We start from the raw sequence: 25,031 nt of genomic DNA, 5'->3' as shown, positions 1-25,031 counted from the left end.
AGCGCATCGTTGTTATGGAAAGAGGGCTACCTGCGAGACTTTGATAGAAGAGAGTAAAGGACAGATGAATGCGGGGCACATACGTACGGGTGAATTTTTGGCCAATGCTGCGCTATTTCAGTGTGCGGTGTTAGCGTATAATCTTTTGAAGTGGATGGGATTGCTCAGTGGTGGAGTGATACAAAAGTGGGAAGTAAAGACGATGAGACTGTGGTTAATCCGTGTGGCAGGGAAACTGGTGGAGAGAAGCCGGCAGATGACATTAAAATTGCCGGAGAAATTTCTCCATCAGGAGGAATGGGAAAAGTGGGAACGCATGTCACTGGATGTAGTTTTTCAGTAGAAAACCGACGTTGTATTTCGTTTTTTTAGTCTTTTGAGAGTGGTAAGTATACCGCAGATGGAGACAGTACATCCCTTTTTCGCATTGCGAAAATCGTTTGCAGGATTTAGGTATAATTCAAAGTATATCATGGTGGGCACATGCCTTACTTGCACCGGCGTTCGCTTGATAGTATGTTTAAAGATGCTACACAGTTTTTTACAAGTACAATGAGATTACCTGAACATGTCGATCCCGATTAAGATAAAGGTTGAAAAACATGATCGCTTGTTAAATATTTATATTTCAAAAGAAGGCAAAAAGACAAATAAATTATTCCACATATGTTAGAAGAGTAAACGGCACATGTGATAATTCGATCGAGTAGACGGCTGGCGTACTCAAGCCGTCTACTCGACCGATAATTCTAATACTACACAAAGAAAGGATTAATATTATGGGCAACGGAAGATTTGATGTTTGCAGTGCACCAGCCGCCTATCGTGCAAAAGTTATTGAAAACGGCCTTCGTAAAACCAGAGAGCTCTGCGATGACCATTATCAGAAATTGCTGCATCGAGCGGGTGGCCGCAGCGGCTGTGGTTTCCGTTCACCACTTGAATCCATGTTTGGCGGTTCACTTTTTGATACTTTTTTTGGTGGCCGAGATCCTTTCGACAGTGTTATTGGTCATGAGCCATCGGATATCTCCCACCGTGCACACCAAAATCTTGGTGACCGCGAGTCTGTAGACCTGGACAATTACCTGAGTGACGATGCCAAGGATATTTTGCAAAAAGCTGCGCGAAAAAGCGCATGAGAAGGTCAGTCTTTCAGATGAGGCGATTGCAGCGGCGGCTGAATTGTCCGATTGTTACGTGACAAATCGCTATCTGCCGGATAAGGCGATAGACCTTTTGATCAGGCCGCTTCCTGTGTGCGTATTCGCGCAACTTCTCGCCCATCAGAAATTCTGAAGATGCAAAATGAAGTCAAGGCCCTGGAACGAGAGGAAAAGTCCGCAAATACACGAAAGGATTATGAGAAGGCCAAAGAATACATGCCAATATTGAAGTCAAAAAAAAGCATGTCGATGAACAGGATAAGGAATGTCAAGCAAACCGCAGCAGCGAAACGCCGGTTGTTACAATGCAGAATATTGCTGAAATCGTATCCTCTTTGACCGGTATCCCGGTCAGTGATCTCACGGCAGAAGAACGGGAAAAACTCCTGAGAATGGAAGAAAAACTCCATGAGCGTGTCATCGGCCAGGAAGAGGCTGTCAAAGCTGTGAGCCTTGCCGTGCGCCTGTCTCGCGCCGATTTATGTGAAGTCAGTAAACCAATTGCCAGCTTCTTGTTTTTGGGTCCGACGGGTGTCGGTAAGACTGAGCTTGCCAAGGCATTGGCTGAAATGGTATTCGGCGATGAAGATGCCATGGTGCGTATTGATATGTCTGAATACATGGAAAAACATGCCGTGGCGCGTATGATAGGTTCCCCTCCAGGCTATGTTGGTTATGAAGAAGGGGGGACAACTCACCGAGCGTGTGCGCAGACGCCCTTATTTTGTAGTGCTATTGGATGAGATTGAAAAAGCGCACCCTGATGTTTGCAACATCCTGTTGCAGGTCTTTGATGACGGACGTTTAACGGATGGAAAAGGACGCATGGTTGATTTTTCCAATACGATTATTATCGCCACAAGTAATATCGGTTCTCATCTCATTCAGGAAAATTCCCGAAAAGAAGAAAAGGAGCAGCTTTCCTATGATGATCTGAAATCAAGATTGATGGATGAGCTGCTACATCGGTTCCGTCCGGAATTTCTCAACCGGATTGATGAGATCATTGTCTTCCACTCTCTCTGCAAAGAGCAGATTCGAGATATTATAGCCCTGCAGATGGAACGGGTTAAACGCCTTGCCCATGCTCAGGAGATCACGCTGGACTTTAATGATAGCCTGATCGATTATCTGTCTGATATCGGATTTAAACCTGAATTTGGTGCGCGTGAGCTGAAGCGCTACATTTGCTCAGAAGTCGAAGCAGGTCTGGCGGAAAAGATGCTGGGGCAAAGTTTTAAGCCCGGTGATTTCGTTGTTATCTCCTATGACAAGAAAAAGAAAGAGGTTGTCATGGAAAAAAAGCAAACCCGGCAAGAAAACAGCGAAGAAATCCAAGGGGAAAAAGAAATCCGTTTCAGGAGATAACCTCTATCAATACAGAAAGGAGATAAACATGTTTGTATTCTACGAATTTAAACAAGAAGAAATTGACCTTGGAGCCTTGAAACAAAGGCGTAAGGAAGAAATCTCAAAACAGCGGGGTTGGTATATCTTTGAAGGCATTGTTTTTTTACTCTCCGGATTATTAGCGGCGTTTTTGCCTTTTGCGACAGCGCTTGGCATCAATATTCTGGTCGGTATTTTGTTGGTGTTGAGCGGTGGTTTTCAGGTCTTTGCGTTTTTTAAACGGCGTGAGCGTTGGCTATTGCTGTTATCCGGTATCCTCTCTGTCATCGCGGGAGGAATAATGCTGCTTTTTCCTGCCGCAGGGCTTATGGGACTCAGTATCCTGATCGGTGTATTTCTCCTTTTGGAAGGTTCGCTTGAAATCGTTATGGCCTTTGCATTCCGCCCTTCTCCACGCTGGGGTTGGATGCTGATCGCCGGGATTGTTACTCTGATCATGGGTGTTTTAGTTTTTGTTTTTTTCCCGCTGGCAGGAATGCTTTACATGGCCTTGGTCTTGGCCATTAATTTGTGCGCTTATGGCATGTCCATTTTAATTCTGGTTTCCAAAACCAAAATAAATTTCTAAAGGTATCGTGTTAAAAAAACTTGAATTTTGACAACTATTCATCTTGCATTACATTGTTTTTGAATTAGTATTGTCAGAAAAAGAAAAATAGGATAACAGAAGGTGGCGTGAGAATTCTTATAATTGTTCACAATGAATGGCGATGGAAATTTAGCTTTCGTTAATTCTAAAAAAATTTTATGAATTAGAACAAATTACTTTATCGAATTGTTTCTTAGAGAAGATACCCAGGTACACTGGCAAACTTTTACCGACTTTTTTTGCGCAGACAGCGTAACATTTCTTGTTCTGTACCAGTGTACCCGCGTCTGCGCGTTTTTTGCCCGGTATTGAAACACATTACTTTTTACCACTTTTTTCCGGAAAGGAGGCACCTGATGTGTATGGATAAAGGGTGCTATTTGCCGCCAGGTGTTTATTATGTTCGAGGCGAGAATAGGTGTATGTTTGATAGTTTGTTACATGATTGGGAATCGCCGGATGTTATCAAAAACATTCCAATGCCTCCTTTTGTGGTATCAGAAAAAAGTGGGAGGGATAAATAGTGTGAAGTTGTGTTGAAAAATGAAAACGTATCTCTCCCCCGAGAGGGTAATGGTTATATAATTCCATAAACCACTGTTGATGTTTTAGATCCTTAGTGTATGTTCTTTTGATTATCTCAAAGGAGTCATTCTCCCTGACTCGTACTACAAAAGAGACTTATTTTTAGGTTATCATATCAAGAAAACTCTATGTTGCAGAAGCGGTATCAAGACAATAGAGCTTATCCGCGTTCTTGTTTAAGCACTTCCTGATAAAGAAATACAATGACGCTTCATGCCTGATTCTGTGTGAAAGCAGACACTTGTTTCTTAATTGCAAGACGAGAAAGAAATCTACTGACTCCATGTTCTCCTATGTGTAACGGATGCCGCTTTCCATGAAAAATGATAAAGCGTTTAATCCCGTTAACACACCTCTTTTCTGTTCCCATGCTATAGCGCTTTACCCGGTTTGCATCATGCACCTCATCAAGTAATGTAGGTTTAGACTTAGAGGTAATTTTTACTTTGAAAAAAAATATTGCAGTATTTAGATAATTTAAGATATATTACCGGCAAAATATTCGTGAACGTTATTATATGCCCGAATAGCCGTATAATAAGTCACCGGTGAAAATATTAGCCGTACTAATAGCCGTCTTATAAGACGGCTATTAGTACGGCTAATTCATGTTATAACATATGGAAATGAAATTTACCGATACTGAACGCGAAGTGATTATTATTAAGGCTGTCAAAGAGCTTATTGATGAAATGGTTAATTTTGAAATAGGGAACGTGATAGGAAATGATCCTTATTCTCAATTTCAATTTTCGTCAAGGCCCCATAAAAAATTTTTCAATATCATTCTTGTCGATTTCCTCTCGTGTTCTGATAAAAAGGTATTAGGTGAACAATCAACTTATCTTAGTGCTCTCCAATCAGTTTGTGATTCACCCAAATTTGAACAAAACAACTCAATCGAAAACCTTAAAAATTGTGTCAGCGATTTTAGGCAATGGCTTTCAATAGAAGTTGTTGTGGAAGAAATATGGCTCCCTTCAATAGAATTAGAAACCAATTTATCTATAAAAAGAGTCGAGTTTATTAAAATTTGTGGAAATATCTCAAAACATAATTTCAGCCGCCTTTCGGGGGTAGTAAAAGAGTTACAAACAATATTCAATAGAAACGGAATTACTTTAAGCGATGATAACGCGCTGGTTATTATTGAAGAATTTTATCAATGGTTTCATGATGATATCTTTTCTTATCATAGCAGTGCGATAGCTGAGTTTCTCAATAATATAAGGTGGGGTATCTATGAGTATCTTCAACCAGAATTCCACCGCCCCATAGTTTATGAACCAAGCAAAGATATTAAAAGGTATCACTACACATATCCAGACGAAATAAAGGGTGATTTTGCTAAACATTGTTATTGGGAATTAATGAATGACATAAGGTCAAAACCATATATGAAGAAATTTCAAGTAACTGAATATTTAAAAATGAGATATTAAAGTTATAACCAAGCGTTACCGCGGACGCGTTGACCCGCGCCGCCGAACTTCCCGTTATGTTAAAGAAGTGATAATAACGTTTGACATTATTAACGAGATGCAATACTATCTTATAAATGATAAAAAACTTTGCTTGCAAAGAAACAGAGAAAATATTCAATCGTCGAATATCACTCAAACTTCCACGGGATATACAAAAAACTGCCCGAAGAAAACTTGAAATACTTGAAGGTGCTGAAATCCTGATGGATTTACGTATACCACCGAATAATCATCTTGAAAAACTATCGAAAGATAGGAATGGGCAATATAGTATCCGTATTAATGATCAATGGCGTATATGTTTTGAATGGCGTGGAGGAGATGCTTACAACGTTGAAATAGTAGATTATCATTAGGAGGTAACGATGGCAAAAAAGATATTAGATCCAATTCATCCAGGTGAAATTCTGATGGAAGAATTTCTCAAACCCATGGGTATTAGTCAGTACCGGCTGGCTAAAGATATTAATGTACCTGCACGCAGAATAAATGAGATTGTTCAGGGCAAACGTTCTGTAACTCCAGATACAGCTTTAAGACTATCAAGGTTTTTTGGTCTTTCAGAAAGGTTTTGGATAAATCTTCAAGCAAGATATGATCTTGAAATAGAAAAAGATAGATTAAAGAATCGCCTTGATGAAGAGGTGCATGTTTACACTTCTGCAATGTGAACATTGCGGTGGTCTGAGGAATTCGCGGGGTCAAACCTAACCTATTGACAATAAAGTGTTTTCCACCAAAACGATCATACATTTAAGATTTTGATGGCTCTGTTTTGTCAGGCTTGACATTCCTTAACACTTTTTCATAGTAATCTTAACAGGGTTTAAGTGGATATAACGCGAAAGCCCTAAAAGACAGGAATCCTTTTCAACAAGAATTGCCTTCTATCGTCCCTCACAGAGCTATCCGGAGCGATTATGCTATCGACTCTTTTGTCAATAGATAAGGTTTGACTCCATCGGTTTGACTACTGGAATATTCATCTTCTTCTGTGCACGTATAGCATTAATCTCTTCTTTTAATGATACTTTTAAAACTTTCTTGTACAAAAATACAAGTGCGTTCATAGCCTGGTTCTGGGTAGAAGGGGCAACGCCAGATTTCACGGCAAGGTGGATCAAAAATTGCTCTATTTTTTCTTCACTGTCCTTTAAATCCTCTCTACTGGTCATTCGGTGGTATTTTGAATATATCGTTTAATCCAATCACAGTATGATCGTTCTGTATGGATGGAATAATGCTTAAGCCTCATTATATCTTTCACTTCATCGAGCAACCTTTTCTCTTTTTTGATTGACATCTTTTTCTCCTAAGCTATATTGTCTATGAAGTAAAATTATAAGGTAATTTTTTACATAATAATTTTACCTGATAATAGTACTTTTATCAAGTTATCAGGGCAATTGATTGTGATAATCAATGGTTGGGCGTTTTAAATACAAATAAATGGACCAAACAATGAAAGACACCCTTACCGAAGATGATTTGTATCAACACATATTCGAATCAAAAATTTTTTCGAATTGGCACTACTACGCATATCATTTTGATTATCGCCGTAGGGGTTCTGATCATCCATTTGCACAATCAATTGTCAATGCATGTATAGACTGTAATAAAAAACTACCCGGTTTTGCTAAGGGATTTATTGATGCAATAGCATCCATTTCTGGGCGAGAAAAATATGAGTCACACTACGAACAGTTATTACAAAGAATTTCAGAACTTCATGTTATCCATAAATTATTAACATACGAGTGGCCGTTTGAAGCAATTTTTCAGTGGGAACCAACAACCCAAACAAGTAAAAAAAAACCAGAGTTGAACATTGAAGGAGGAAGCAAAACATTTGGTATTGAAGTTAAAGCACCGTCCTTGCTTTCGCATATCAAAATTCTACAAAGCAACCCGACCCAGCTCTCTGCTCGAAATTTCACAAATGATGAAATTGAGCAGTTACCAGATGTCGAAAAAGGAATTACTTACCCTCGCGATAATCCTTTGAAGGATTTTCTTATAAGTGCAGAGAGTAAGTTTAGGCCTTTCAAAGAAGAAAATCCTGAGTTCAGTGGAGTCCTTGTCGTTGTCTGGGATGATTTTATTTACGAACCCATTTCTGCTTTACTCCACGAGAAGAGTGGTCTTTTTACTCCAAACTCCTTTGACCCAGATAAAAATACATTTCCAAATGTAGATGGGGTTGTGTTAATTAGACATTTGCACCAATTAATGAGGGCTGCAGGTGACAGACCTTTGGTAGATTCGTGCCACCACCCCTTAGATTATGGACGGGACGGTGAATATCCTCCCAAAGTTTTTATATCAAACCCATATGGCAATGGTGTTTCAAAGTCTCTACTTGAGTGCCTACAGGCATATACACCAAGTAAAGAAATGGGGGCAGAATACTCAACATCTGATTTGATTTGGTGGAGTTAGCGCCCAACAAAAAAATGCAGGGGACGCAAAAAGCCGCGCCTCTGATTTAAACGCTAGCGAGGTAAATCCATGCATTTGATAACAATAATAGGGATCATATTTATAGCTGTTGGCACGATCCTTACTTATGTCGGTCAAAATATTAGTATTAAGGCTGATGTGGCCCAACTGCAGGAAAGTATTGGGAAAAAGAATGCCAGGATCGACGGTCTTGTCAAAAGCAATGACGATCTTCTTGTTAAAATTGATCAATATCAAAAGACTGTAACAGAAAAAGATCAAAAAATTGAAGAGTTAAAGGCTGAGGTCGGCAAACTTAGCCTTACTTCACCGAAACTGCTTCCGGATGGTAGGATTGCGGCAAGTAAAGGTGTTTCTTATTTATCAGAATATAGTGAGGCGGCTGGCAACGTGAGAAACCTTTTTAACGATGGTAAATATGATGAAGCTTATGCAATAGCAGAGGGTCTCATGAAAAAAATCCCTGACTTCGGCTTGGCATATTTCCTAATGGGAACAATTGATATTCAACGTGGGAATATGCCCGAAGGGGAAAGTTTTCTTTTAAAATCTATTCAACTTGAACTGACAAATAGAGATAAGGCTTGGGCCTTCCATAATTTAGGTATTGCAGCTTTACGCCAACAAAATATAGGTAAAGCAATTGATTACCTGAAAAAAGCTATTGAAATCAATCCGGATATGGAAGAGAGCAAAAAAACATTATCTTCCATAGAAAAGCAAATGGGAAACGACTGAACAGAATCATATAAAAATCGCTAACCAGCGGCTGCACTTGACCCGCGAACATCGGCGGGTCTCTGAACAAAGTCACCTTTATTAACTTCGGCCATGTTATCGGTCGTGACCGGCGGGCAAGTGAGCTGGGTCGTTAACCTAAGAGAGAAAACTCAAAGAATTGCAAAATTTTTAAAGAACGATTGAATTTGAAGAAAAATCAATGGCCAAATTGGTGGGATTGGGAATTGGAGCTATGCCCACATGTGCTAAAACGTATGATTGATCGTCAATTTAATGAGATTGATCTGAGAAAGATGTTACATCATGCGAAATCGTATCACCAGGACATAATAGAAGGACGTTGGATTATTACGACACATCACTTGCAACATCCCTGGGAAGTTATTGTTGAACCAGATAGTACTTCGAATTTACTCGTAGTCATTACTGCATATCCAGTTTGGGAGGAATGAAATGAAAGAGCCATATCTTGAAGTAACATTTCGTCACGGTCAGCCACTTGCTGCATATCTGTATTTACCACGTCAGCAAGGGGAGAAAAGCCGTAAAACTGCTAAGGCGGGTCAGGGACTAATTATTGATTTTGGTGAAAGCGGTAATCCTATAGGTATTGAGATCACGGCGCCATCCAATGTAACTGCTGATGATATTAACTGTGTATTGGTAAAGCTTGGGCTGTCGAGAATCAGCAATAAAGAGTTGGCGCCGCTACACGCGGCGTGAGGAATTATTGACTAACAATCCCATCCAGCCGACGCCAAAAAGCGTTGCGGCTGATGGGCGCCATTGGGCAACAAAGGATGTGATGTGATAAGCGCCTGATGCTATCATGTTAGACCGTAGTGTTTACTCCGAATAGTTACAAAAACTCAAGCAGAGGGCACTGTTCACACACCCTTTTGGGTTTGCAAAACAACTTTCCGATGTTCACGATCAGGGCATGGTATTCATTGAATAATTTAGTGTCTTCGGGGAGGTTGTCTTCAAAAAAAGATTTCATTTCATCGTAAGCGCTTTCTTCAGGAACAAGGCCGTGCCGCGAAAATATCCTGTGCGTATAGGCGTCTATGACAAAAGTAGGCATATTGCCTGCGTAAAGCAGAATCGAATCCGCCGTTTCCGGTCCAATGCCGTTTATGCTAAGCAATTCTTCACGAAGCGTCCGGCAGTCCTGATGAAACATGGCGGTGAGATTGCCCTCATATTTTGAAAACAGCCAGTTGACAAATGTTTTAACACGCTTTGCCTTGACATTAAAAAACCCTGAAGGCCTGACCAGTTCCGCCAGTTCCGGCAAACTTAGCGAATGTATTCCCTTTGGGGTAAGTTTGTTTACTTTTTTTATATTATTGATAGCCTTTTCAACATTTGACCAATTGGTATTCTGGGTCAATATAGCGCCAATGATAATTTCAAACGGTGTTTCTCCAGGCCACCATTGTTGAGGTCCCAGAGAATCGTACATTTTGCGGTATATTTTCAATAGGGTATTTTTTTTACTCATTTTCAGAGCCAAGTCTTGAAAGAATGCCCATTCTGAGCAGGGGGAACATGATTTCGTGGTGTCCGGTGAGTGCGTATCCGGTACGGGTAGGCCTTTTTAATACATTGGTTTGCGGCCGGTAGTGCTGGATCATGTCCATGTTTACCGTTACAAAATTTTCCACTTTGTTCCCCACGTTTCTTGCTATGGTAAGCGCTTTAAGAAACACCTCCGGCATGATGACAGCAGACCCAACGTTGAGCCAGACGCCACCCTCCAAATCGGATACTATTGAAGCAAGTATCCTGAAATCAATATGACTGGATTCGCCCATGTCTTTGCCTGAAATGTTAGGATGCATGTAAATAGTGTCTGTGCCGAACGCAACATGTACGGTGGACGGGATATCCAGTTTCGCACTCCAGGCCAATAAACTCAGATCGGTATAGGCTTTGTTATCCGCAATAATCTTTTCTCCCATTGCCCTTCCCAATCCGATGCCCTCAGTTGCTCCCCTTGAAGAGGCTATTTGAAATGCTTCAGGAGTTTCTTTTGTCATTCCAAAGCTTCCATCCCTCAGACTTTCTGCCACATCTTCCGAGGTTGCGCCGATCAGTGATATTTCGTAATCGTGAATAGCGGCAGCCCCATTCATTGCAAGGGCGGTTATAATATTCCGTTTCATCAAATCAATAATGAGCGGTGACAAACCGCATTTGATTACGTGCGCCCCAAATGACATTACCACCGGACGCTTATTCTGTCGCGCCAGGACTATTGCATCAATAACCTTGCGCAGATTTGCCGAAGCCAGTATTTCTGGCAAAGATTCGAAAAAGGCCTTTATTCCGTCAGTGGGTTCTGTTGGTTTGGCAAAAAGATGAATATTGGAAAGATTCTGTCGTTCTGTTATTGAATAGGTACTAATCTTTCCAAGATCTAAAGGAGTATATTTCCTGATTTCGCAATGATGCTGATTTTCCATCTATTGTTCCTGGCATTAATGAGACAAAACAAGAAATATTGTAACACTTAGGTACAGGGTGGCACGGACAAACTTGTTTGTCCGTGCCACCCTGTTTTTAATCTGTGCAATCGTTCGACTGAGATCACGACGAAGTCTGTGAAATCTGTGGTTCCCTTAAGTTCCCCTGGATTATGGGGCAATGATTGCGTCTACAGGACAAACGCTGACGCAATTTCCGCAGTCAGTACAGGTACTTTCATCAATTACCCGCACATCTCCTGCTTCAGAAATAGCCTCTACCGGACATTCGCTTTCACATGCGGCACAATTTATACATTCTTCATTAATACTATGAGCCATTTATTCTTTTCCTTTCAATTTAATTTCTCATCTAACTTTTTATGCAAAATTTCACTTCCTTTTGTAATACAAATCTCCATCTTCAGCGTTAATACCGGTAACGTCCAGCAGGCAAGGTCTTTTCCTAGTTTTACACGGTCTTTTTGCGTAATGACGACTGCATCGGGAGAGGCGCATCTGGCTTCGCCGTTTAAAATATGCAGATCCGAAGGAGTATATGCGTGATGGTCTGGAAATTCATGGAAACCAACCAGTATCGCTCCTAAACTCTCAAGGCTTTTCCTGAACGATAACGGATTTCCGATTGCGCAGAAAGCAAAAACCTTCTTTCCGGCCAACCATTCAGTACCAAACGATTTTTCATCGGCTGCTAAAACCAGACGCACTGGTTTGTGGATTGATTCTATTACGGGAACATCTCTTGCAATTTCACGGAGCCGGTTGATTACCGTCTGTTTTTTCTCCGGACTAATTTGGTCTGTATGAGTCAATAGAAAAAGATCTGACCTTCTTAATCCTTCCAATGGTTCTCTTAATAATCCACGGGGCAAAGTGTATTCGTATCCAAAAGGCTCCAGTGTATCAATAAGAACAATGTCCATATCCCGTAAAAGCCGTAGGTGCTGAAAACCATCATCCAGCAACAAGCACTCTGCCTGACGGCGATTTATGGCTTCCCAGCCGCTTTTTACCCGGTCTTTTCCCAATATATTCATTATGCCGGGGATATTCTCTTTAAATAAGAGGTGTTCATCATTGCACATTTCATTGCTTGCAGCATCTTTTCCCTGTTGCATCATTGGCGCGTATCCGCGGCTTATGATAATAACCCTTTTGCCTTTTTTCCCAGCATATTTTGCCAGGTATTCAACAACAGGGGTTTTTCCCGTTCCGCCTGTAGTAATATTTCCGACGCTGATTACTGGCACGGGCAGCCGGTATGTTTTCAAAATGCCTTTTCTGTAAAAAAAAATACGAGTTTTTATGGAAAACCCGTATATTTTCGATAACAGATAGAGCATTTGCCGGAGAATCTCAGGCAGTATGCCGGAAAGCTCTTTCCTTATCAAACACAAATAATATTTTTTTATTGAAGATGTGGACAAGGCAAAGCTGGATTAATTACTGTGGCGATAGTTTATTGTATGAAGGCTTTGGTAGGGGGGGACTATTTTAATGGAACCGACCAATACGCTTCGTCCAAAAATTGTTTCCACGATTCATATTTTTCAAACCGGAGTTTCAATCTCAATACAGGGCTGTGTTTTGGTTTTACAGGTATTCTGGTCAACTTCATTCCCGCCTGTTCAGGAGTCCTGCCGCCTTTTCGTTTGTTGCATTCAGTACATGCACATACCACGTTTTCCCACGTGGTTTTTCCGTCATGCGCCCTTGGTATAACATGATCAAAACTTAATTCTGAAACTGGAAAACGTTTGCCGCAGTATTGACATTTATTTTCATCTCTGGCAAAAATATTCCTTCTGTTAAATTTCAAAGAAGATTGAGGGAATTTATCGTATGTTAAGAGCCGAATAATCTTTGGCACCTCAATGGAAAAGGAAACAGTTTTTACCCAACTCGTAGTATCGTCGTCTGTTAAACCGAGCGAGACCTTGTACGAAGAAACATCCCTCCAGCTTTCAAAATTATAGGAATTATATTTTCCCTCATCCACGGAAACAACCTCCGCAATGTGCTTACATAGCAATGTGAATGCCCGTTTCGCAGAGATTACATGGAGCGCCATGAAAAACTTGTTTAATACGAGCACGCTTGATTCCAGGCTAACGGCTTGTTGCATACTATCGCTTCCTCAATTACCGACAAACAACTAATTTAAAAGAGATATTTATCGCGATGTAAATCAGGAGAGGCTTGCCACTTTTAAAAAGTATAACAGCCTAAACAAGCTAATTCAAGGGAATTGTAATGCCCTAAACTGGCATAGCCAGAACCAAACAAGTAAGGTATAAAAAATACGAAACTCGAGGTACGAAATACGAAACAAATTCTAATGACAAAATGATTTGAAATTCTAAACAAATGCATCTTTCGTATCTCACATTTCGTGCTTCATATTGTTGCCTGCCTGTGCGTGACCGCACGCAGACAGGTATATTTTGATTTGTTTTGAATTTTATGCTTTGTTATTCGGATTTGTTTCGTATTTCGAACTTCGAATTTCGTATTTCACCATTAAATATTTTGCCAAAAAAGGTACTAAACGGCTCCATAACATCATATCCCCTGCCCGGAGAGAATGATTTTTTAATACACAGAACGACAAATTTTTTTGCCTGCCTAACAGCTTCCGCGATGCCGCATCCTTTCGCTAGATACGCTGCGATTGCGGAGGCATAGACGCATCCGGTACCATGGACATGTTTTGCGGGGAGATACTCGCCTTCAATATATGCAAAGGATTTTCCAGTGTACAAAATATCAATTACCGCATTGCTGCTCTTTATATCACTTGAATGCAGAGCATGGCCGCCTTTTATGAGTACGTTTGCGGGGCCGAGTTTGTGTATGTATTTTGCAGCCTTTTCTGCATCTGAGATATTTTGAATTTTTACGCCGGAAATATGTGCTGCCTCCGGAATATTTGGCGTAACGATGAAGGACAAGGGAAACAATTGAGAGATCAAGGCCGGAATGGCATCTTCGGCCAATAGTGCCGCTCCATTTTTTGACAGCATGACGGGATCGACGACAACAGGTGAAAGCGCATAATGTTTGAGCCTGGAGGCAACCGTTTCAATGATATCCTTGCTGTACAACATTCCTGTTTTGACGATGTCGGCGCCAGTATCGGATACTACTGCGTCAATTTGCCGCGCAACAAAGGAAGCAGGAATTTCATAGACGGCATGTACTCCCAGCGTGTTTTGTGCCGTTAACGCGGTGATTGCAGTGGCCGCATATCCTCCCAATGCCGCGATGGTTTTCATGTCCGCCTGTATCCCCGCTCCGCCAATACTATCGGAACCGGCTATCGTAAGCGCTTTAAATAAAGGACGTGTTTGTTTATTCATTTTTCATGGTATTTTTTCAAAAAGCTAAACGGTTACAAAAAAAGGTAACACTTTAGTTCTTTGAAAAATTCCGGGAAAAAAGGAGAACCCCGAAGGGGTAATATGATTATAGAAAAACACGGTAAAACCACGCCTAATCCCGAAGGGATGACATAATCGCCACTGTCCGGTGTTTCATGAAAGATAAAATTATATCACCCCTTCGGAGTTAATTATGGGTTTTTTGTATAATTTCTGGTTTTTTTTCTAAAATACTCTCTGATTGTGCCTTTGCATGGTAAGAGCTTCTTACCAGGGGGCCGGACTCAACACAACGGAAACCCATTTTTTCTCCTTCCCGTTGTAATCTTTCAAACTCCATAGGTGTATAATACCGTTTAGCAGGTAAGGCGTTTTTATTTGGACGAAGATACTGTCCCAACGTTATTATTTCACAACCGGTATTTTTAATATCGTGTAGAACCTCTGTTATCTCATCCCATTGTTCTCCCAATCCCAGCATGATCCCTGATTTTGTTGGCATAAGCAGCCTCTCTTCACTTGCAATACGCAATAATTGCAGTGATCTTTCATAATCAGCCCCAGGTCTTACTATTGGATACAAACGGCGAACAGTTTCTATATTATGATTTAAAACATCAGGCCTTGCATCCAATACCGTCCATAACGCATCAACGGAACCCCCAAAATCAGGAATCAATACTTCCACCTTGCAATCATTAACAAAATCACGAACACATTGAATCGTTTGTGCAAAGATGCCCGCACCGCCGTCTGTGATATCATCCCTGGTTACTGATGTGATAACGACATATTTTAATCCCATTTTCCTGACAGCCGTAGCGACCCGATATGGTTCTTCTTCATCCAGTGTCGCAGCGGTTCCTTTTGTAACGGCACAATACCCGCATTTTCTGGTACATACACCGCCCAGTATTAGAAACGTTGCCGTTTTTTGATTGTAGCATTCGCTGATATTGGGGCACAAAGCCGCATCGCACACGGTCTGCAACCGATATTCCTGCAGTATCTCCCTTATTTCCGTGAAACCTTTACCTGACGGGAATTTTGCCCTTATCCAAGGAGGTCTCATATTGTTTCCCAATCTATCAAAATGTCATTGCAGATGCTTATTTATGTATATCGCCTTTTTTCGCATTATTTATGAAATCGCATTCATCTGTGCCGTGTTACCCCTGCTTTTTTACAATAACTATTTACCGGGCAAAGACTGCATTTCGGTGAAATTGGGACACAAATATTCTGACCGTAAGTAACGAGAAGATCATTGATACACAACCAATATTTTGCGGGGAGTTTTTTGCGGAGGGCACATTCAGTTTCTGCCGGAGTTTTTGTCTTTATGTAGCCCCAACGATTAGTAATCCTATGCACATGGACGTCAACGCAAATCCCCGGTTTTTTGTATCCCAGGGAAACTACCAAATTTGCTGTTTTTCGTCCAACGCCGTTTAGTTTCAACAGCTCATCTATTTCATCGGGGACTTTACCTTCGTAATCTTTTGTAAGTGTTTCACAAATTTCCTGAATAGTGACCGCTTTTCTCCGGTAGAAACCTACCGGATAGATTAGTTTTTCCAGTTTTTGCGAAGGGATCTTTTTCATATCTTCGGGATTATCCGCAATCGCAAAGAGCCGTTCTGAGGCTGCTCTGGTGGTTTGATCTTTTGTCCGCAAACTTAAAAGGCAGGATATCAATACGTGAAAAGGAGTTCGTTTCCTGGAAATAGTTGTAACGGCAGGCTCGGCAAACTCTTTGTTTTTATGCTTTATTTTGGAGAGAACTATGTCGATATCAAACAAATGCACAACCCTTCAATTCAATGAAAAAACGGCAATAGGTAAATGCGCTACCTATTGCCGTCTTCCTATTTATATATTTCTTATTTAAACCTCTTTCGTCAACTGCACGTTATTTTTTACGTTCGGCGAAAAGCTTGTCATAAACAATGCCTGCCGCAATACCGCCAAGTATTGGGCCTATCCACCAAACGTAATGATTAGTAAATTGGCCAGAAGCAATCGCAGGGCCAAAAACGCGTACAGGATTCATTGCCCCGCCACTAATTGTCCCGCCAACCAGCGAGCCAAACAATACTACCAACCCAACCGCTAGTCCGGCAAAACCCCCAGAAGCCCTTTTATCTACGAGCGTCCCATAGATGGTAAAGATCAGGAGGAACGATATAATAAATTCCATCAGTATGCCTCTTTCAATGGAGACGCCTGCGGCTAGTGTGCTCGTCCCTAGATGAATACTACTTAATGCGTCAGGAAAAATAGTTCGCAATGCAAACCCGCCTAAAATAGCTCCGCCGATCTGAGAAATTATGTACATAATTGCAGTGTTAGGCTCCATTCTTTTCGTGATCCAAAAAGATATTGTTACTGCAGGGTTAATATGGGAACCAGACACATAGCCCATGGCATAAATAACGGCAATTACCACGACACCATAAGCAATTGAAATTCCCAGAAGCCCAAAACCTTGCCCGCCAGACTGCTTCAAATAAAAATCAGCGCACACAGCGCCAGCGGCAATGAAAACCAATGCAAATGTACCAACAAATTCGGCTAAATACTTTTTGTATGCATCCATTCAGTTATCTCCTGTAAGTTATTTTCAAGATTTAGCAAGGATATTTACCAATCGGCATTCTCTCCCATTATTTCATAAATCTTTTACAGTATCCGGTTTCCTCGTCAATAAAATATACCTAACTGTTCAAAAGTTATGAGTTTGAGACAAATTATCACAATAAAAGAATGGTGTCAAGAAAAAATAGACTAAAAAATGTAACTTCTCAACAAGTTGTGGTTGGTGATAATCGGGTAGGGCATGGCATTGCCTGACAGGATAATTCAAAAGAAATTACTGATAAGATACCAATAGCTCCATCACCACAATTTATTGAGCAATTACATTTTCGACCCTCATCTCATATGCAGTAATAAAATACCGTAAATGCAGTATATTTACTGCATTTATTTGATCTAAGCCTGTAACGGCAACAAACTACATGTTCTCTATTTAATTTATAACTAACTGTATTTAAAGTATTTATAAAATATGTTTTCAATTAAGAGTTTTTAGTTCTGAATGGAATAAGTTTTGTTACACTGTTACGATACCTTATGGTAATGCCTGAAAATTATTAATCTGCTTTTCTCAATTACCGCGAACGAATATTCATATTTGATCGTAACAGTTTAACGAAATTATTTCAAAAAGTAGCGTCCAGCCTTCGGGCTGGATGCGGATTTAAACAATGTAAATAAAGGAGATATTTGATTTGAAGATAAAACAATATTTACCCACAGTATTAACTATGGGCAATATTATGTGCGGTTTTCTGTCGATAATGTGTGTTTTAAATCAAAGGCTTGAAATAGCGGCATGGCTTATAATCGTTGCCATGATTCTCGACGGTTTTGATGGGAAACTTGCACGTTTGATGAATACCGCGAGCAAAACCGGGGCGCAATTAGATTCTATGGCAGATTTAGTGGCGTTTGGTATTGCGCCGGCTGTCCTTATGACGAAAATGTGCAATAACAGTCCTATCGTTATTTCATGGGGTTTTGGATTGTTTTTCATGATGTGCACCGCGTATCGTCTGGCAAGGTTTAACGCACAAAAAGAAGAGGCGATACAACTGCCTAGGCACTTTTTCACAGGTTTGCCATCAACGCTTGCAGGAGGAACGGTGGCACAGCTTTGCATACTCCATCACTTTATCTACACACGGTTTGGAACAGACATTATCGTGAATTTTTTACCGTTCATTGTTTTCACATTGGGTGTTTTAATGATAAGCAAAATCCCCTTTTTTAACATTACCTGCAAAATCGGGAAAAGACAGGGGATTAAGGCAGTTATTTTGGAGTTTTCCGCCGCTATTGTCTACTTTATCATCACGCCGGAGTTGGCGCTATCTTCCGCTTTAAGCTTTTATTTAATTATTTGCGGGGCATACGGTATTGTAAAAGGAAAACAGATAAAGGGCGCTCAGCCGGTTTAACAAAAGAATCCATTATAAAATAAGAGGTCAAGGTCTATTCAATAGACCTTGACCTCTTCAATCTCAAATCTCTCATCCACTTTTTTAAGATATCCCATTCGTATTTTTGGATCGTGCTGAAATATCAAAAGCCAATGTTCTTCAAAGGCCTGCTTTATTATCTTTTTTTTGCTTTCCAGTGTTTCCAGCGGGAACAAATCATAACTTGTAATATACGGATAATTCAAATGGGCTGCCGTGGGTATCAGGTCAGCCAGAAAGAACGCTGTTTGTCCCTCAGATTCAATTTTGACGCATTGATGATGCCGGGTATGCCCGCCTGTTTTTACTAGTGAAATACCCCTTTCCACTTCTACGGCATCTTCGTCAACAAGGTGGAGATATTTTGTGCCGCCTATTGGCAAAAAGTCTTCAGCAACATAACTAGCCTTTGTCCTTTCATTTGGATTTAAGGCCACCTCTAACTCTCCTTTCTGAATAAAATACGTTGCTTTTGGGAATGTAGGAACAATTTCCTCCTTTTCATTGATGGTAGTATTCCCTCCCGCATGATCAAAGTGAAGATGTGTATTGATGACAATATCTATATCCTTGGGCTGATAACCAAACCTGCACAACGATTCCAAAAGTGGTGCCTTTTTTTCTAACCTGTACATCTGACAAAATTTTTCGTTATGTTTTGAACCCGTCCCGGTATCGATCAGTATTTTATATTTTTTTGCGACAACCAACGGACATTGCAAAGACAACTGCACCCTGTTTTTTTCGTCCGGTGGAAGAATTCTTTGCCAAAGGACTTTTGGCACTACGCCAAAAACAGCGCCGCCGTCTAAATAAATGCAACCATCGGAAACAGGATAGATTTCAAACTTGCCAAATTTCATTGCAGCGCCTTATTTTATTTTGAGAAACAGGAGTTTCCCGAAGATGTTGGTATCAAACTGTAATGTTTACGCTGAATAGTTACAGAAAAACTTACAAAAAAGTAACACTTTAGTTTTTTGAAAAATTCCAATAATCGCAGTGTAGGGGCGAAGCATTTGCCCGTTTGGATATGAAGGTATTTATGACAATTTACAGCAAATGCTTCGCCCCTACTTTTTTAAAAAACTAAAATATTACCAAATGAAGAGGTTTTTAAAAAAAGATATTATAGTATTAAAAACACCAACGCAATACTATTTCCTTTAGGAACAGATGTTTACTATCTACAAACCAAAAACAAGATTTTTGTTGAAAACGGAAACGGCATTATGTAACTTTAGCAAACGTTTCGTTTATTACAAAGGTATCTTTTGCTGTAAATGTACTAAACATCGCAAAGATAGCAATTGATATCTGCTGAATGCATTATGCATGATTTATTTTTATCGTATTGGAAAGAACATGCTCTTACCGAACTCTTACCGAAAATAAAAAAAAATATTTGGTCACTCCAAGTGAAAATCCGCTTCCCCATAATAGTTATAAACACGTTTTTAATAAAAATACAAAATACCGCCAGTCAAATGAGATGCTTATTGCGCCTCTTTTGCTTCATTAATCATCTCTCTTGCAATCCATTTTTCATATTAGATACGAATAAAACTCCTTTTAAAAATCAGCAGATTAAACCCTTGTTTTTAAAAGCAGCAGGCGCCGCACTGGCATTGATAGTATCGCTCTCTTCCCAAATTAACGCCCAGACAACAAATGTAACCGATAGTAATTTAATTACGGGGCTGACAGAGAAAAGCGGCTTTACCTATAATAATTTTATTTCAGGTAATTTCAGCTCCCAGTACGAAGGCCGTTGGGCAGGCGGAGACGACGACCACGATATGTACCAGCGCCTGCGCTTTAAAACGAAAGATTTTTTTAATAACAAGGTTTCTATTTCCGGTTCCGGAAGATTATCCGAGGATTTAGACGGGCATGAACCAAGGGATGGCACGTTCAGGGACATCCTTGACACATATAATAAAAGCGTCAACGGCCGCATCTATTACTTTTACGCCGACATCAAAAACCCTGTCCTCGAAAAATCGCAACTGCGCTTAGGCCGCCAATATCAGTATTCCGTTGAGAATATTTTATTTGACGGCGCAAAATACGAACAGCAGGTAGGCCCGGTGGAAGCTCACGTTTTCGGCGGGTTAAGGGCGTCACAGTACAGCAGCCCGGATGATGATACGGTTGCCGGAGGCGGCGTTGCGTTCCGGCCTTTTATCGATACCCACGCCTCGTTAGATTATATTCGTATTGTTGATGATGACCATAGCAATGATGACGAAATAGGATTCAGCGTATGGCAAAGGCTCTATGAAGACCTGCATTTTTACGGTCGGTACGTTCTCTTAAACAATCTCCCCAAGGATATTCTCACAAAAGTGTCATGGGACAAAATAGACTGGGATACAAGTCTGCAATTGTCGTATTACCGGTTCCTCCATTCGCTATCGGAACAGAGCAATGATATTTCCCCTTTCTATCAGATACTAGGCACTTTTGAGTCATTTGATCTCTTCAGTCTCACCGGCTATAAGGGGCTCGGGGAAAAATTCGGGATTTCCGGGGGGCTTGATTACCGGAATGTACTCGACAACGATGATGAAAACTCATTTAATCACGATTACTACAGAAGTTTTATCGCCCTTACGGCAAATAATATTCTTCTTGAAGATTCCAGGATTACTTTCACGGTTGAATACTGGGATGCGAAGGGCGTTGACCACAGTGCAGATGTTGGAATTGAATTTGACAAAAAAATAAACAAGTTCGACCTCGGATGCGGCACTAGTTATTCTTTGTATAAATACAATTTTGACGGAAGCAATACCCTGCAGACAATCCTTGATAATGAGTATACACGGGATATTGAGCAAAAGATCAATATAAGGACCTACTTTCTGAGAATCAAATATTTGTTAACGGAAAAATCAGACGTCAGTTTCCGATGGACGACAGAAAACAGCGATACTGATCCTGAAATGTTTCATCAGTTATTGCTTTCGTACAGCATGAGTTTTTAATAAATATAGAACAAAATACTATGAGAAAACCATATTATCTGTTTTTAATCGTGGCGCTGTCTTCGCTCGCCTTCTTGAGCGGCTGTAAAGAGTCCGGCATTCATTATAGCCACGCCAAACACATTGAAAGAGGACTCAGCGATTGCAATATCTGCCACAATTACAAAGAAGATTTGGAACCAAAGTGGCCAAAAATGGCAAAGTGCCTTTCATGCCATATGAAGAAATTTGACACCACTAATCCGGCATCCTGTCTTTACTGTCATACAAAACCCGGGATGAAAATCAAGGTAAAGCACAATGTTCCGAAAAAATATAAAGACCTGAAATTCAGCCATAAGACACATTTGGAAAATAATGTGGACTGCAAGGCATGCCATGAGGGTATCGAAAAGAGTGATGCAATTACCGTAGATTTACTTCCGGACATGTTTAAAAACTGTGTCCCCTGTCATAAGGAAAGAGGTGAAGAAAACATTGCCTGTGATGTTTGCCACAAACACATAAAAAAGAATCGTATGCCGCTGTATCATGAAGAAAGATGGGTAAAACATGAAGATGCGCGATGGATACAAAAGCATGGGAATGAATTCTATTACAACAAAGACTACTGCAACCGCTGTCATGTTGACCTCAACTGGTGTGTCGATTGCCACAGGGACCAAAAACCAAAAAACCACAATAATGCTTGGAGAAGAAAAACACATGGATTTGCTGCATCGTGGGAGAGAAAGAAATGCAGTGTTTGTCATCTGGAAGACTTCTGTGAACGGTGTCACTCCAACACGAAACCGCTAAACCATACGGCATCATGGGGTGGAGCAAACACAAGAAACCGGCATTGCACAAATTGCCACTTTCCTATATCAATGGTTTCATGTACCGTATGCCATTCGTATCCCGAACACCCATCCGCAATAGATTCTCCGCACCCGCCATTTACCGGAAACTGTAATGAATGCCATCCGCGTAACCGGGCGGGAGAAGCTCCACACCCTAGCGCTTTTGGTATTGCCTGCACCACATGCCATAGATGAAGCGTAAAATCTGATGGTTCGTTATTCCGAACGTATAAAACAGGGGGGGTATTGTTATTGTTTCCTGAATCTTGCACAAACGCTTGATGCTATTTTAGAAACCCTTATTAATAAATGAAGAGTATGGCAAGACATATTTTGCCATTATGGACTTCCGCAATGTGACAGACCTTTTCGCTGACCCCGCTTTTGACGGCTACCCCGTCATGATCAGAGAGGTTAAAGGCGAAAAAGAATTAACGGATCAGGATATTCATCCCGAAGAAGACCAGGATGTCATTGACCCTGAAACCGGCCAGCCTGTGGATTTTGAAGAAGAAATAACGGCTGAATATCCCACACAACCGGCAATCATACAAGGCGGTGAAATAGTATCCGACTCCAGGCAGAAAATATATGTGGCCGGAGTGGATGTTTCGGTGTTAAACGAGCGGGCTCAGTCTCTAGAAATCTGGTATTGGGAACATAAACTGCCCGAAGGTATTAAGACATACAGCAAGACGAAGCCGATTCAGAAAAGCGAGTTTGATGGGCTTAAGAAGTGGTGGAAGAAACACAAAGAAAATGAGCAGGCATGGAAGGTATCTATAGATACGATTGCTGCGAATGACTATAACCTCGACATTAAAAATCCGCATATTTTAGAGGAAAAACACGTGTATTCAAGTGCGGAACTGGTAACGATGCTACATGAATCATTTCGTAAAAGCGACGAGCTTCTTCAACAATTAAGAAAGGAGTTGGAGAATGGATAACGCACAAAATAAATCCCAGCTTATTATTTATCAGACCGAAGACGGACAGACAAAGATTCAGGTAAAAATGGAGGATGAAACAGTCTGGCTTACACAAGATCAGATGGCAGAACTCTTTGCTAAAGGCCGGTCAACCATTACTGAACATATACATAATGTTTTTAATGAAGGGGAACTTGATGAAAAATCAGTATGTCGGGAATTCCGACGAACTGGCACAGACGGTAAAGAATATGTTGTGAAGCATTATAATCTTGATGTCATTATTTCGGTTGGATACCGGGTTAAGTCGCGACGAGGAACACAATTTCGTATTTGGGCCACACAGCGGCTGAAAGAATACATTATTAAAGGTTTTGCTCTGGATGATGAACGATTAAAACAAGGTGGTGAAAAGGCGCGATATTTTCAGGAACTTTTACAGCGCATTCGCGATATTCGTAGCAGCGAGCGAAACTTTTATCAGAAAGTAACCGATATTTATGCCACCAGCATTGATTATAGAAAAGATGACAAACTGACTGCGGAATTTTTTGCTACTGTACAAAACAAGATGCACTATGCTGTTCATGGCCACACCGCGGCGGAGATTATCGACAGGCGGGCAGACAGCACAAAACCCCTTATGGGTCTAACCAATTTTAAAGGGAATTACATTACCGCACAGGATATAAAGATTGCAAAAAACTATCTCAATGAAGATGAGTTAAAACGCTTAAATCTTATCGTGTCTTTGTATCTTGACTTTGCAGAATTGCAGGCAACCAACGGCAGGCTGATGAAGATGAATGACTGGATAGAGAAACTTGACCAGTTTTTGAAACTGAGTGAACACGAACTCCTTACCCATGCCGGTAAAGTGAGCGCTGAGCAGGCAATTGAAAAGGCTGAAAGCGAATTTAAAAAGTACAAAAAAGACCGAGACAAAGACTATATTTCTGATTTTGATCGTGCGACAAAAGCGATTGAGCAGAAAGCAACTAAACGCATCCAGAAGAAAAAGAGGCGGGAAGATGGGTGAGTGGAATATGGTAAGGATTGGAGACGTTTTAAAAGAGGTCTCACGAGAGAAAAGACTGGATCCAAATACAAAATACAGGCTTCTTGGAGTAAAGTGGTATGGAAAAGGTGTTTTTCTGCGAGAGGAAAAATATGGAAATGAAATAAAAGCAACTAAGCTATATGAAGTTAAACAGAGAGATTTTATCTACAATCGTCTTTTTGCATGGAAAAGTTCTTTTGCAGTTATTCCAGATGAATTTGATGGCTGTCTGGTATCAAATGAATTTCCACTTTTTACTTGTGTTGAGAGTAAATTGCTTCCTGAATTCCTTCTTAGTGGCATACTTTTGCCCGAAAATATTACAGCTATAAATAATCTTAGTGGTGGCATGTCGAGTGTTAGCCGAAAAAGATTTAAAGAAAAGGATTTTTTAAATTTTAAAATTCCACAATATGGTATTCTGACACAAAGTAGAATTTGCCAAAAACTGAAAACAATATCAGAACTTTCAGCAGATCAAGACTTAGAATCAGCCCACCAAATCTCTCTCATCAAACAACTCCGCCGAAGAATATTACAGGAAGCAATCGAAGGCAAGCTGACGGCTAAATGGCGCAAACAGCATCCCGATCTTATCAGCGGAGAGAATCACGCCTCGAAACTGCTTGAGAAGATTAAGGTCGAAAAAGGGCGTCTAACAAAGCTCACAAAGAGCATGAAGAAGAAAAAAGCACTGCCGCTGATTATGGTAGAGTAAAACTGTACCAGATGGCAAAGTAAAATAGTACCACTCGCAGAGAAAAGCTATCTTATAAGGAATTGAGTAAGAATAATTCTTTATAAGGAGCAAAAGGATGGTACATATGCAAGCAGTGCAAATTATGAAGAGGCTAAAA

General features: G+C 40.6%; 32 protein-coding genes and 1 pseudogene. 20 read left to right on the top strand and 13 right to left on the bottom strand.

All coding sequences use genetic code 11. The features are described from left to right. The 7 genes and pseudogenes from QZT26_RS08715 to QZT26_RS08680 form a co-directional block, all read left to right on the top strand. The coding region (locus tag QZT26_RS08715) for a transposase (RefSeq protein ID WP_295101658.1) at window positions 1–343 on the top strand (343 nt) is incomplete at its 5' end. Window positions 344–779: 436 nt separating this feature from the next. Further along, entirely contained in the window at window positions 780–1,142 is a 363-nt protein-coding gene (locus QZT26_RS08710) for a hypothetical protein (protein ID WP_099326912.1), read from the top strand. Continuing rightward, window positions 1,099–1,505: pseudogene (locus QZT26_RS17885) on the top strand (hypothetical protein). The gene QZT26_RS08710 and the pseudogene QZT26_RS17885 overlap by 44 nt, the downstream one beginning before the upstream one ends. Continuing rightward, window positions 1,472–1,909, top strand: coding sequence for an AAA family ATPase (locus QZT26_RS08695; RefSeq protein ID WP_197705288.1), 438 nt, complete (start codon window positions 1,472–1,474; stop codon window positions 1,907–1,909). The pseudogene QZT26_RS17885 and the gene QZT26_RS08695 overlap by 34 nt, the downstream one beginning before the upstream one ends. Continuing rightward, window positions 1,842–2,534 (top strand): AAA family ATPase, encoded by a 693-nt coding sequence (locus tag QZT26_RS08690; RefSeq protein WP_197705287.1) that lies wholly within the window; start codon window positions 1,842–1,844, stop codon window positions 2,532–2,534. Before QZT26_RS08695 ends, QZT26_RS08690 begins: the two co-directional genes overlap by 68 nt. A gap of 28 nt (window positions 2,535–2,562) precedes the next feature. Continuing rightward, window positions 2,563–3,144 (top strand): HdeD family acid-resistance protein, encoded by a 582-nt coding sequence (locus QZT26_RS08685; protein WP_157820798.1) that lies wholly within the window; start codon window positions 2,563–2,565, stop codon window positions 3,142–3,144. Window positions 3,145–3,521: 377 nt separating this feature from the next. After that, complete coding sequence (locus QZT26_RS08680; protein ID WP_295101653.1) at window positions 3,522–3,689, top strand: hypothetical protein; 168 nt, start codon at window positions 3,522–3,524, stop codon at window positions 3,687–3,689. A 187-nt stretch (window positions 3,690–3,876) separates the two neighbouring features. On the opposite strand, the gene QZT26_RS08675 is transcribed toward QZT26_RS08680, so the two are convergent. Then, window positions 3,877–4,035: a hypothetical protein gene (locus QZT26_RS08675; protein ID WP_164994262.1), complete on the bottom strand. Its 159-nt coding sequence runs from the start codon at window positions 4,033–4,035 to the stop codon at window positions 3,877–3,879. A gap of 341 nt (window positions 4,036–4,376) precedes the next feature. On the opposite strand from QZT26_RS08675, the gene QZT26_RS08670 reads away from it, so the two are divergent. From QZT26_RS08670 to QZT26_RS08660, 3 genes are all read left to right on the top strand, one after another. Then, window positions 4,377–5,192, top strand: coding sequence for a hypothetical protein (locus QZT26_RS08670; RefSeq protein WP_295101651.1), 816 nt, complete (start codon window positions 4,377–4,379; stop codon window positions 5,190–5,192). Window positions 5,193–5,308: 116 nt separating this feature from the next. Next, complete coding sequence (locus QZT26_RS08665) at window positions 5,309–5,590, top strand: type II toxin-antitoxin system RelE/ParE family toxin (RefSeq protein WP_099326908.1); 282 nt, start codon at window positions 5,309–5,311, stop codon at window positions 5,588–5,590. Window positions 5,591–5,599: 9 nt separating this feature from the next. Then, window positions 5,600–5,905, top strand: coding sequence for a HigA family addiction module antitoxin (locus QZT26_RS08660; protein WP_099326907.1), 306 nt, complete (start codon window positions 5,600–5,602; stop codon window positions 5,903–5,905). A 267-nt stretch (window positions 5,906–6,172) separates the two neighbouring features. Here QZT26_RS08660 and QZT26_RS08655 read toward each other — a convergent pair whose 3' ends face one another. Further along, on the bottom strand, window positions 6,173–6,409 hold the full coding sequence (locus QZT26_RS08655; RefSeq protein WP_157820793.1) for a phage integrase N-terminal SAM-like domain-containing protein: 237 nt from the start codon (window positions 6,407–6,409) through the stop codon (window positions 6,173–6,175). Then, entirely contained in the window at window positions 6,406–6,537 is a 132-nt protein-coding gene (locus QZT26_RS08650) for a phage integrase N-terminal SAM-like domain-containing protein (protein WP_157820792.1), read from the bottom strand. Before QZT26_RS08650 ends, QZT26_RS08655 begins: the two co-directional genes overlap by 4 nt. Window positions 6,538–6,695: 158 nt before the next feature. Here QZT26_RS08650 and QZT26_RS08645 point away from each other — a divergent pair, with 158 nt between their 5' ends. From QZT26_RS08645 to QZT26_RS08630, 4 genes are all read left to right on the top strand, one after another. Beyond that, complete coding sequence (locus QZT26_RS08645) at window positions 6,696–7,676, top strand: hypothetical protein (RefSeq protein WP_295101647.1); 981 nt, start codon at window positions 6,696–6,698, stop codon at window positions 7,674–7,676. Window positions 7,677–7,745: 69 nt separating this feature from the next. Further along, window positions 7,746–8,435, top strand: a complete 690-nt coding sequence (locus tag QZT26_RS08640; protein ID WP_099326905.1) for a tetratricopeptide repeat protein — start codon at window positions 7,746–7,748, stop codon at window positions 8,433–8,435. A gap of 245 nt (window positions 8,436–8,680) precedes the next feature. Next, the gene (locus QZT26_RS08635) at window positions 8,681–8,890 is read left to right on the top strand and encodes a hypothetical protein (protein ID WP_157820789.1); all 210 of its coding nucleotides are present in this window, start codon (window positions 8,681–8,683) and stop codon (window positions 8,888–8,890) included. Window position 8,891: 1 nt separating this feature from the next. Further along, a complete protein-coding gene (locus tag QZT26_RS08630; RefSeq protein ID WP_099326903.1) occupies window positions 8,892–9,161 on the top strand; it encodes a DUF2283 domain-containing protein in 270 nt (89 codons plus the stop codon). 136 nt (window positions 9,162–9,297) lie between these two features. On the opposite strand, the gene QZT26_RS08625 is transcribed toward QZT26_RS08630, so the two are convergent. The 9 genes from QZT26_RS08625 to QZT26_RS08585 all read right to left on the bottom strand — a co-directional run bounded on the left by QZT26_RS08625 (window position 9,298) and on the right by QZT26_RS08585 (window position 16,906). After that, window positions 9,298–9,942, bottom strand: coding sequence for an endonuclease III domain-containing protein (locus QZT26_RS08625; protein ID WP_099326902.1), 645 nt, complete (start codon window positions 9,940–9,942; stop codon window positions 9,298–9,300). After that, window positions 9,935–10,906 (bottom strand): hypothetical protein, encoded by a 972-nt coding sequence (locus QZT26_RS08620; RefSeq protein WP_099326901.1) that lies wholly within the window; start codon window positions 10,904–10,906, stop codon window positions 9,935–9,937. The genes QZT26_RS08625 and QZT26_RS08620 overlap by 8 nt, the downstream gene beginning before the upstream one ends. A gap of 171 nt (window positions 10,907–11,077) precedes the next feature. Beyond that, window positions 11,078–11,248 carry a 4Fe-4S binding protein gene (locus QZT26_RS08615; protein ID WP_099326900.1) on the bottom strand — a complete coding sequence of 57 codons (171 nt, stop codon included), beginning with the start codon at window positions 11,246–11,248 and terminating at the stop codon, window positions 11,078–11,080. A gap of 14 nt (window positions 11,249–11,262) precedes the next feature. Further along, on the bottom strand, window positions 11,263–12,318 hold the full coding sequence (lpxK, locus tag QZT26_RS08610) for a tetraacyldisaccharide 4'-kinase (RefSeq protein WP_295101644.1): 1,056 nt from the start codon (window positions 12,316–12,318) through the stop codon (window positions 11,263–11,265). Between the two features lie 98 nt (window positions 12,319–12,416). Beyond that, entirely contained in the window at window positions 12,417–13,052 is a 636-nt protein-coding gene (locus QZT26_RS08605; RefSeq protein ID WP_295101642.1) for an HNH endonuclease, read from the bottom strand. 346 nt (window positions 13,053–13,398) lie between these two features. Next, entirely contained in the window at window positions 13,399–14,286 is an 888-nt protein-coding gene (gene thiD, locus QZT26_RS08600; RefSeq protein WP_295101640.1) for a bifunctional hydroxymethylpyrimidine kinase/phosphomethylpyrimidine kinase, read from the bottom strand. 208 nt (window positions 14,287–14,494) lie between these two features. Beyond that, window positions 14,495–15,379 (bottom strand): lipoyl synthase, encoded by an 885-nt coding sequence (lipA, locus tag QZT26_RS08595; protein WP_295101639.1) that lies wholly within the window; start codon window positions 15,377–15,379, stop codon window positions 14,495–14,497. An 83-nt stretch (window positions 15,380–15,462) separates the two neighbouring features. Then, window positions 15,463–16,116: an endonuclease III gene (nth, locus tag QZT26_RS08590; RefSeq protein WP_164994983.1), complete on the bottom strand. Its 654-nt coding sequence runs from the start codon at window positions 16,114–16,116 to the stop codon at window positions 15,463–15,465. 103 nt (window positions 16,117–16,219) lie between these two features. Further along, window positions 16,220–16,906: an MIP family channel protein gene (locus QZT26_RS08585; RefSeq protein ID WP_099326894.1), complete on the bottom strand. Its 687-nt coding sequence runs from the start codon at window positions 16,904–16,906 to the stop codon at window positions 16,220–16,222. A gap of 694 nt (window positions 16,907–17,600) precedes the next feature. Between QZT26_RS08585 and pssA the strand changes: the two genes are divergently transcribed. Continuing rightward, the gene (pssA, locus tag QZT26_RS08580; RefSeq protein ID WP_157820782.1) at window positions 17,601–18,329 is read left to right on the top strand and encodes a CDP-diacylglycerol--serine O-phosphatidyltransferase; all 729 of its coding nucleotides are present in this window, start codon (window positions 17,601–17,603) and stop codon (window positions 18,327–18,329) included. Window positions 18,330–18,367: 38 nt separating this feature from the next. On the opposite strand, the gene QZT26_RS08575 is transcribed toward pssA, so the two are convergent. Next, window positions 18,368–19,213, bottom strand: a complete 846-nt coding sequence (locus QZT26_RS08575; RefSeq protein ID WP_099326892.1) for an MBL fold metallo-hydrolase — start codon at window positions 19,211–19,213, stop codon at window positions 18,368–18,370. Window positions 19,214–19,945: 732 nt separating this feature from the next. Between QZT26_RS08575 and QZT26_RS08570 the strand changes: the two genes are divergently transcribed. From QZT26_RS08570 to QZT26_RS08550, 5 genes are all read left to right on the top strand, one after another. Then, window positions 19,946–21,340: a hypothetical protein gene (locus QZT26_RS08570; RefSeq protein ID WP_157820781.1), complete on the top strand. Its 1,395-nt coding sequence runs from the start codon at window positions 19,946–19,948 to the stop codon at window positions 21,338–21,340. A 20-nt stretch (window positions 21,341–21,360) separates the two neighbouring features. Further along, window positions 21,361–22,377: a cytochrome c3 family protein gene (locus QZT26_RS08565; protein ID WP_169702837.1), complete on the top strand. Its 1,017-nt coding sequence runs from the start codon at window positions 21,361–21,363 to the stop codon at window positions 22,375–22,377. Between the two features lie 146 nt (window positions 22,378–22,523). Further along, entirely contained in the window at window positions 22,524–23,132 is a 609-nt protein-coding gene (locus tag QZT26_RS08560; protein WP_230405648.1) for an N-6 DNA methylase, read from the top strand. Beyond that, entirely contained in the window at window positions 23,125–24,153 is a 1,029-nt protein-coding gene (locus QZT26_RS08555; protein WP_099326889.1) for a virulence RhuM family protein, read from the top strand. Before QZT26_RS08560 ends, QZT26_RS08555 begins: the two co-directional genes overlap by 8 nt. Next, window positions 24,146–24,892: a hypothetical protein gene (locus tag QZT26_RS08550; protein WP_295101633.1), complete on the top strand. Its 747-nt coding sequence runs from the start codon at window positions 24,146–24,148 to the stop codon at window positions 24,890–24,892. The genes QZT26_RS08555 and QZT26_RS08550 overlap by 8 nt, the downstream gene beginning before the upstream one ends. Window positions 24,893–25,031 lie beyond the last annotated feature (139 nt).

Source organism: uncultured Candidatus Kuenenia sp. (assembly GCF_900696675.1).
GTDB lineage: Bacteria > Planctomycetota > Brocadiia > Brocadiales > Brocadiaceae > Kuenenia > Kuenenia stuttgartiensis_A.
This window is presented reverse-complemented; position numbering and strand designations above follow the sequence as displayed.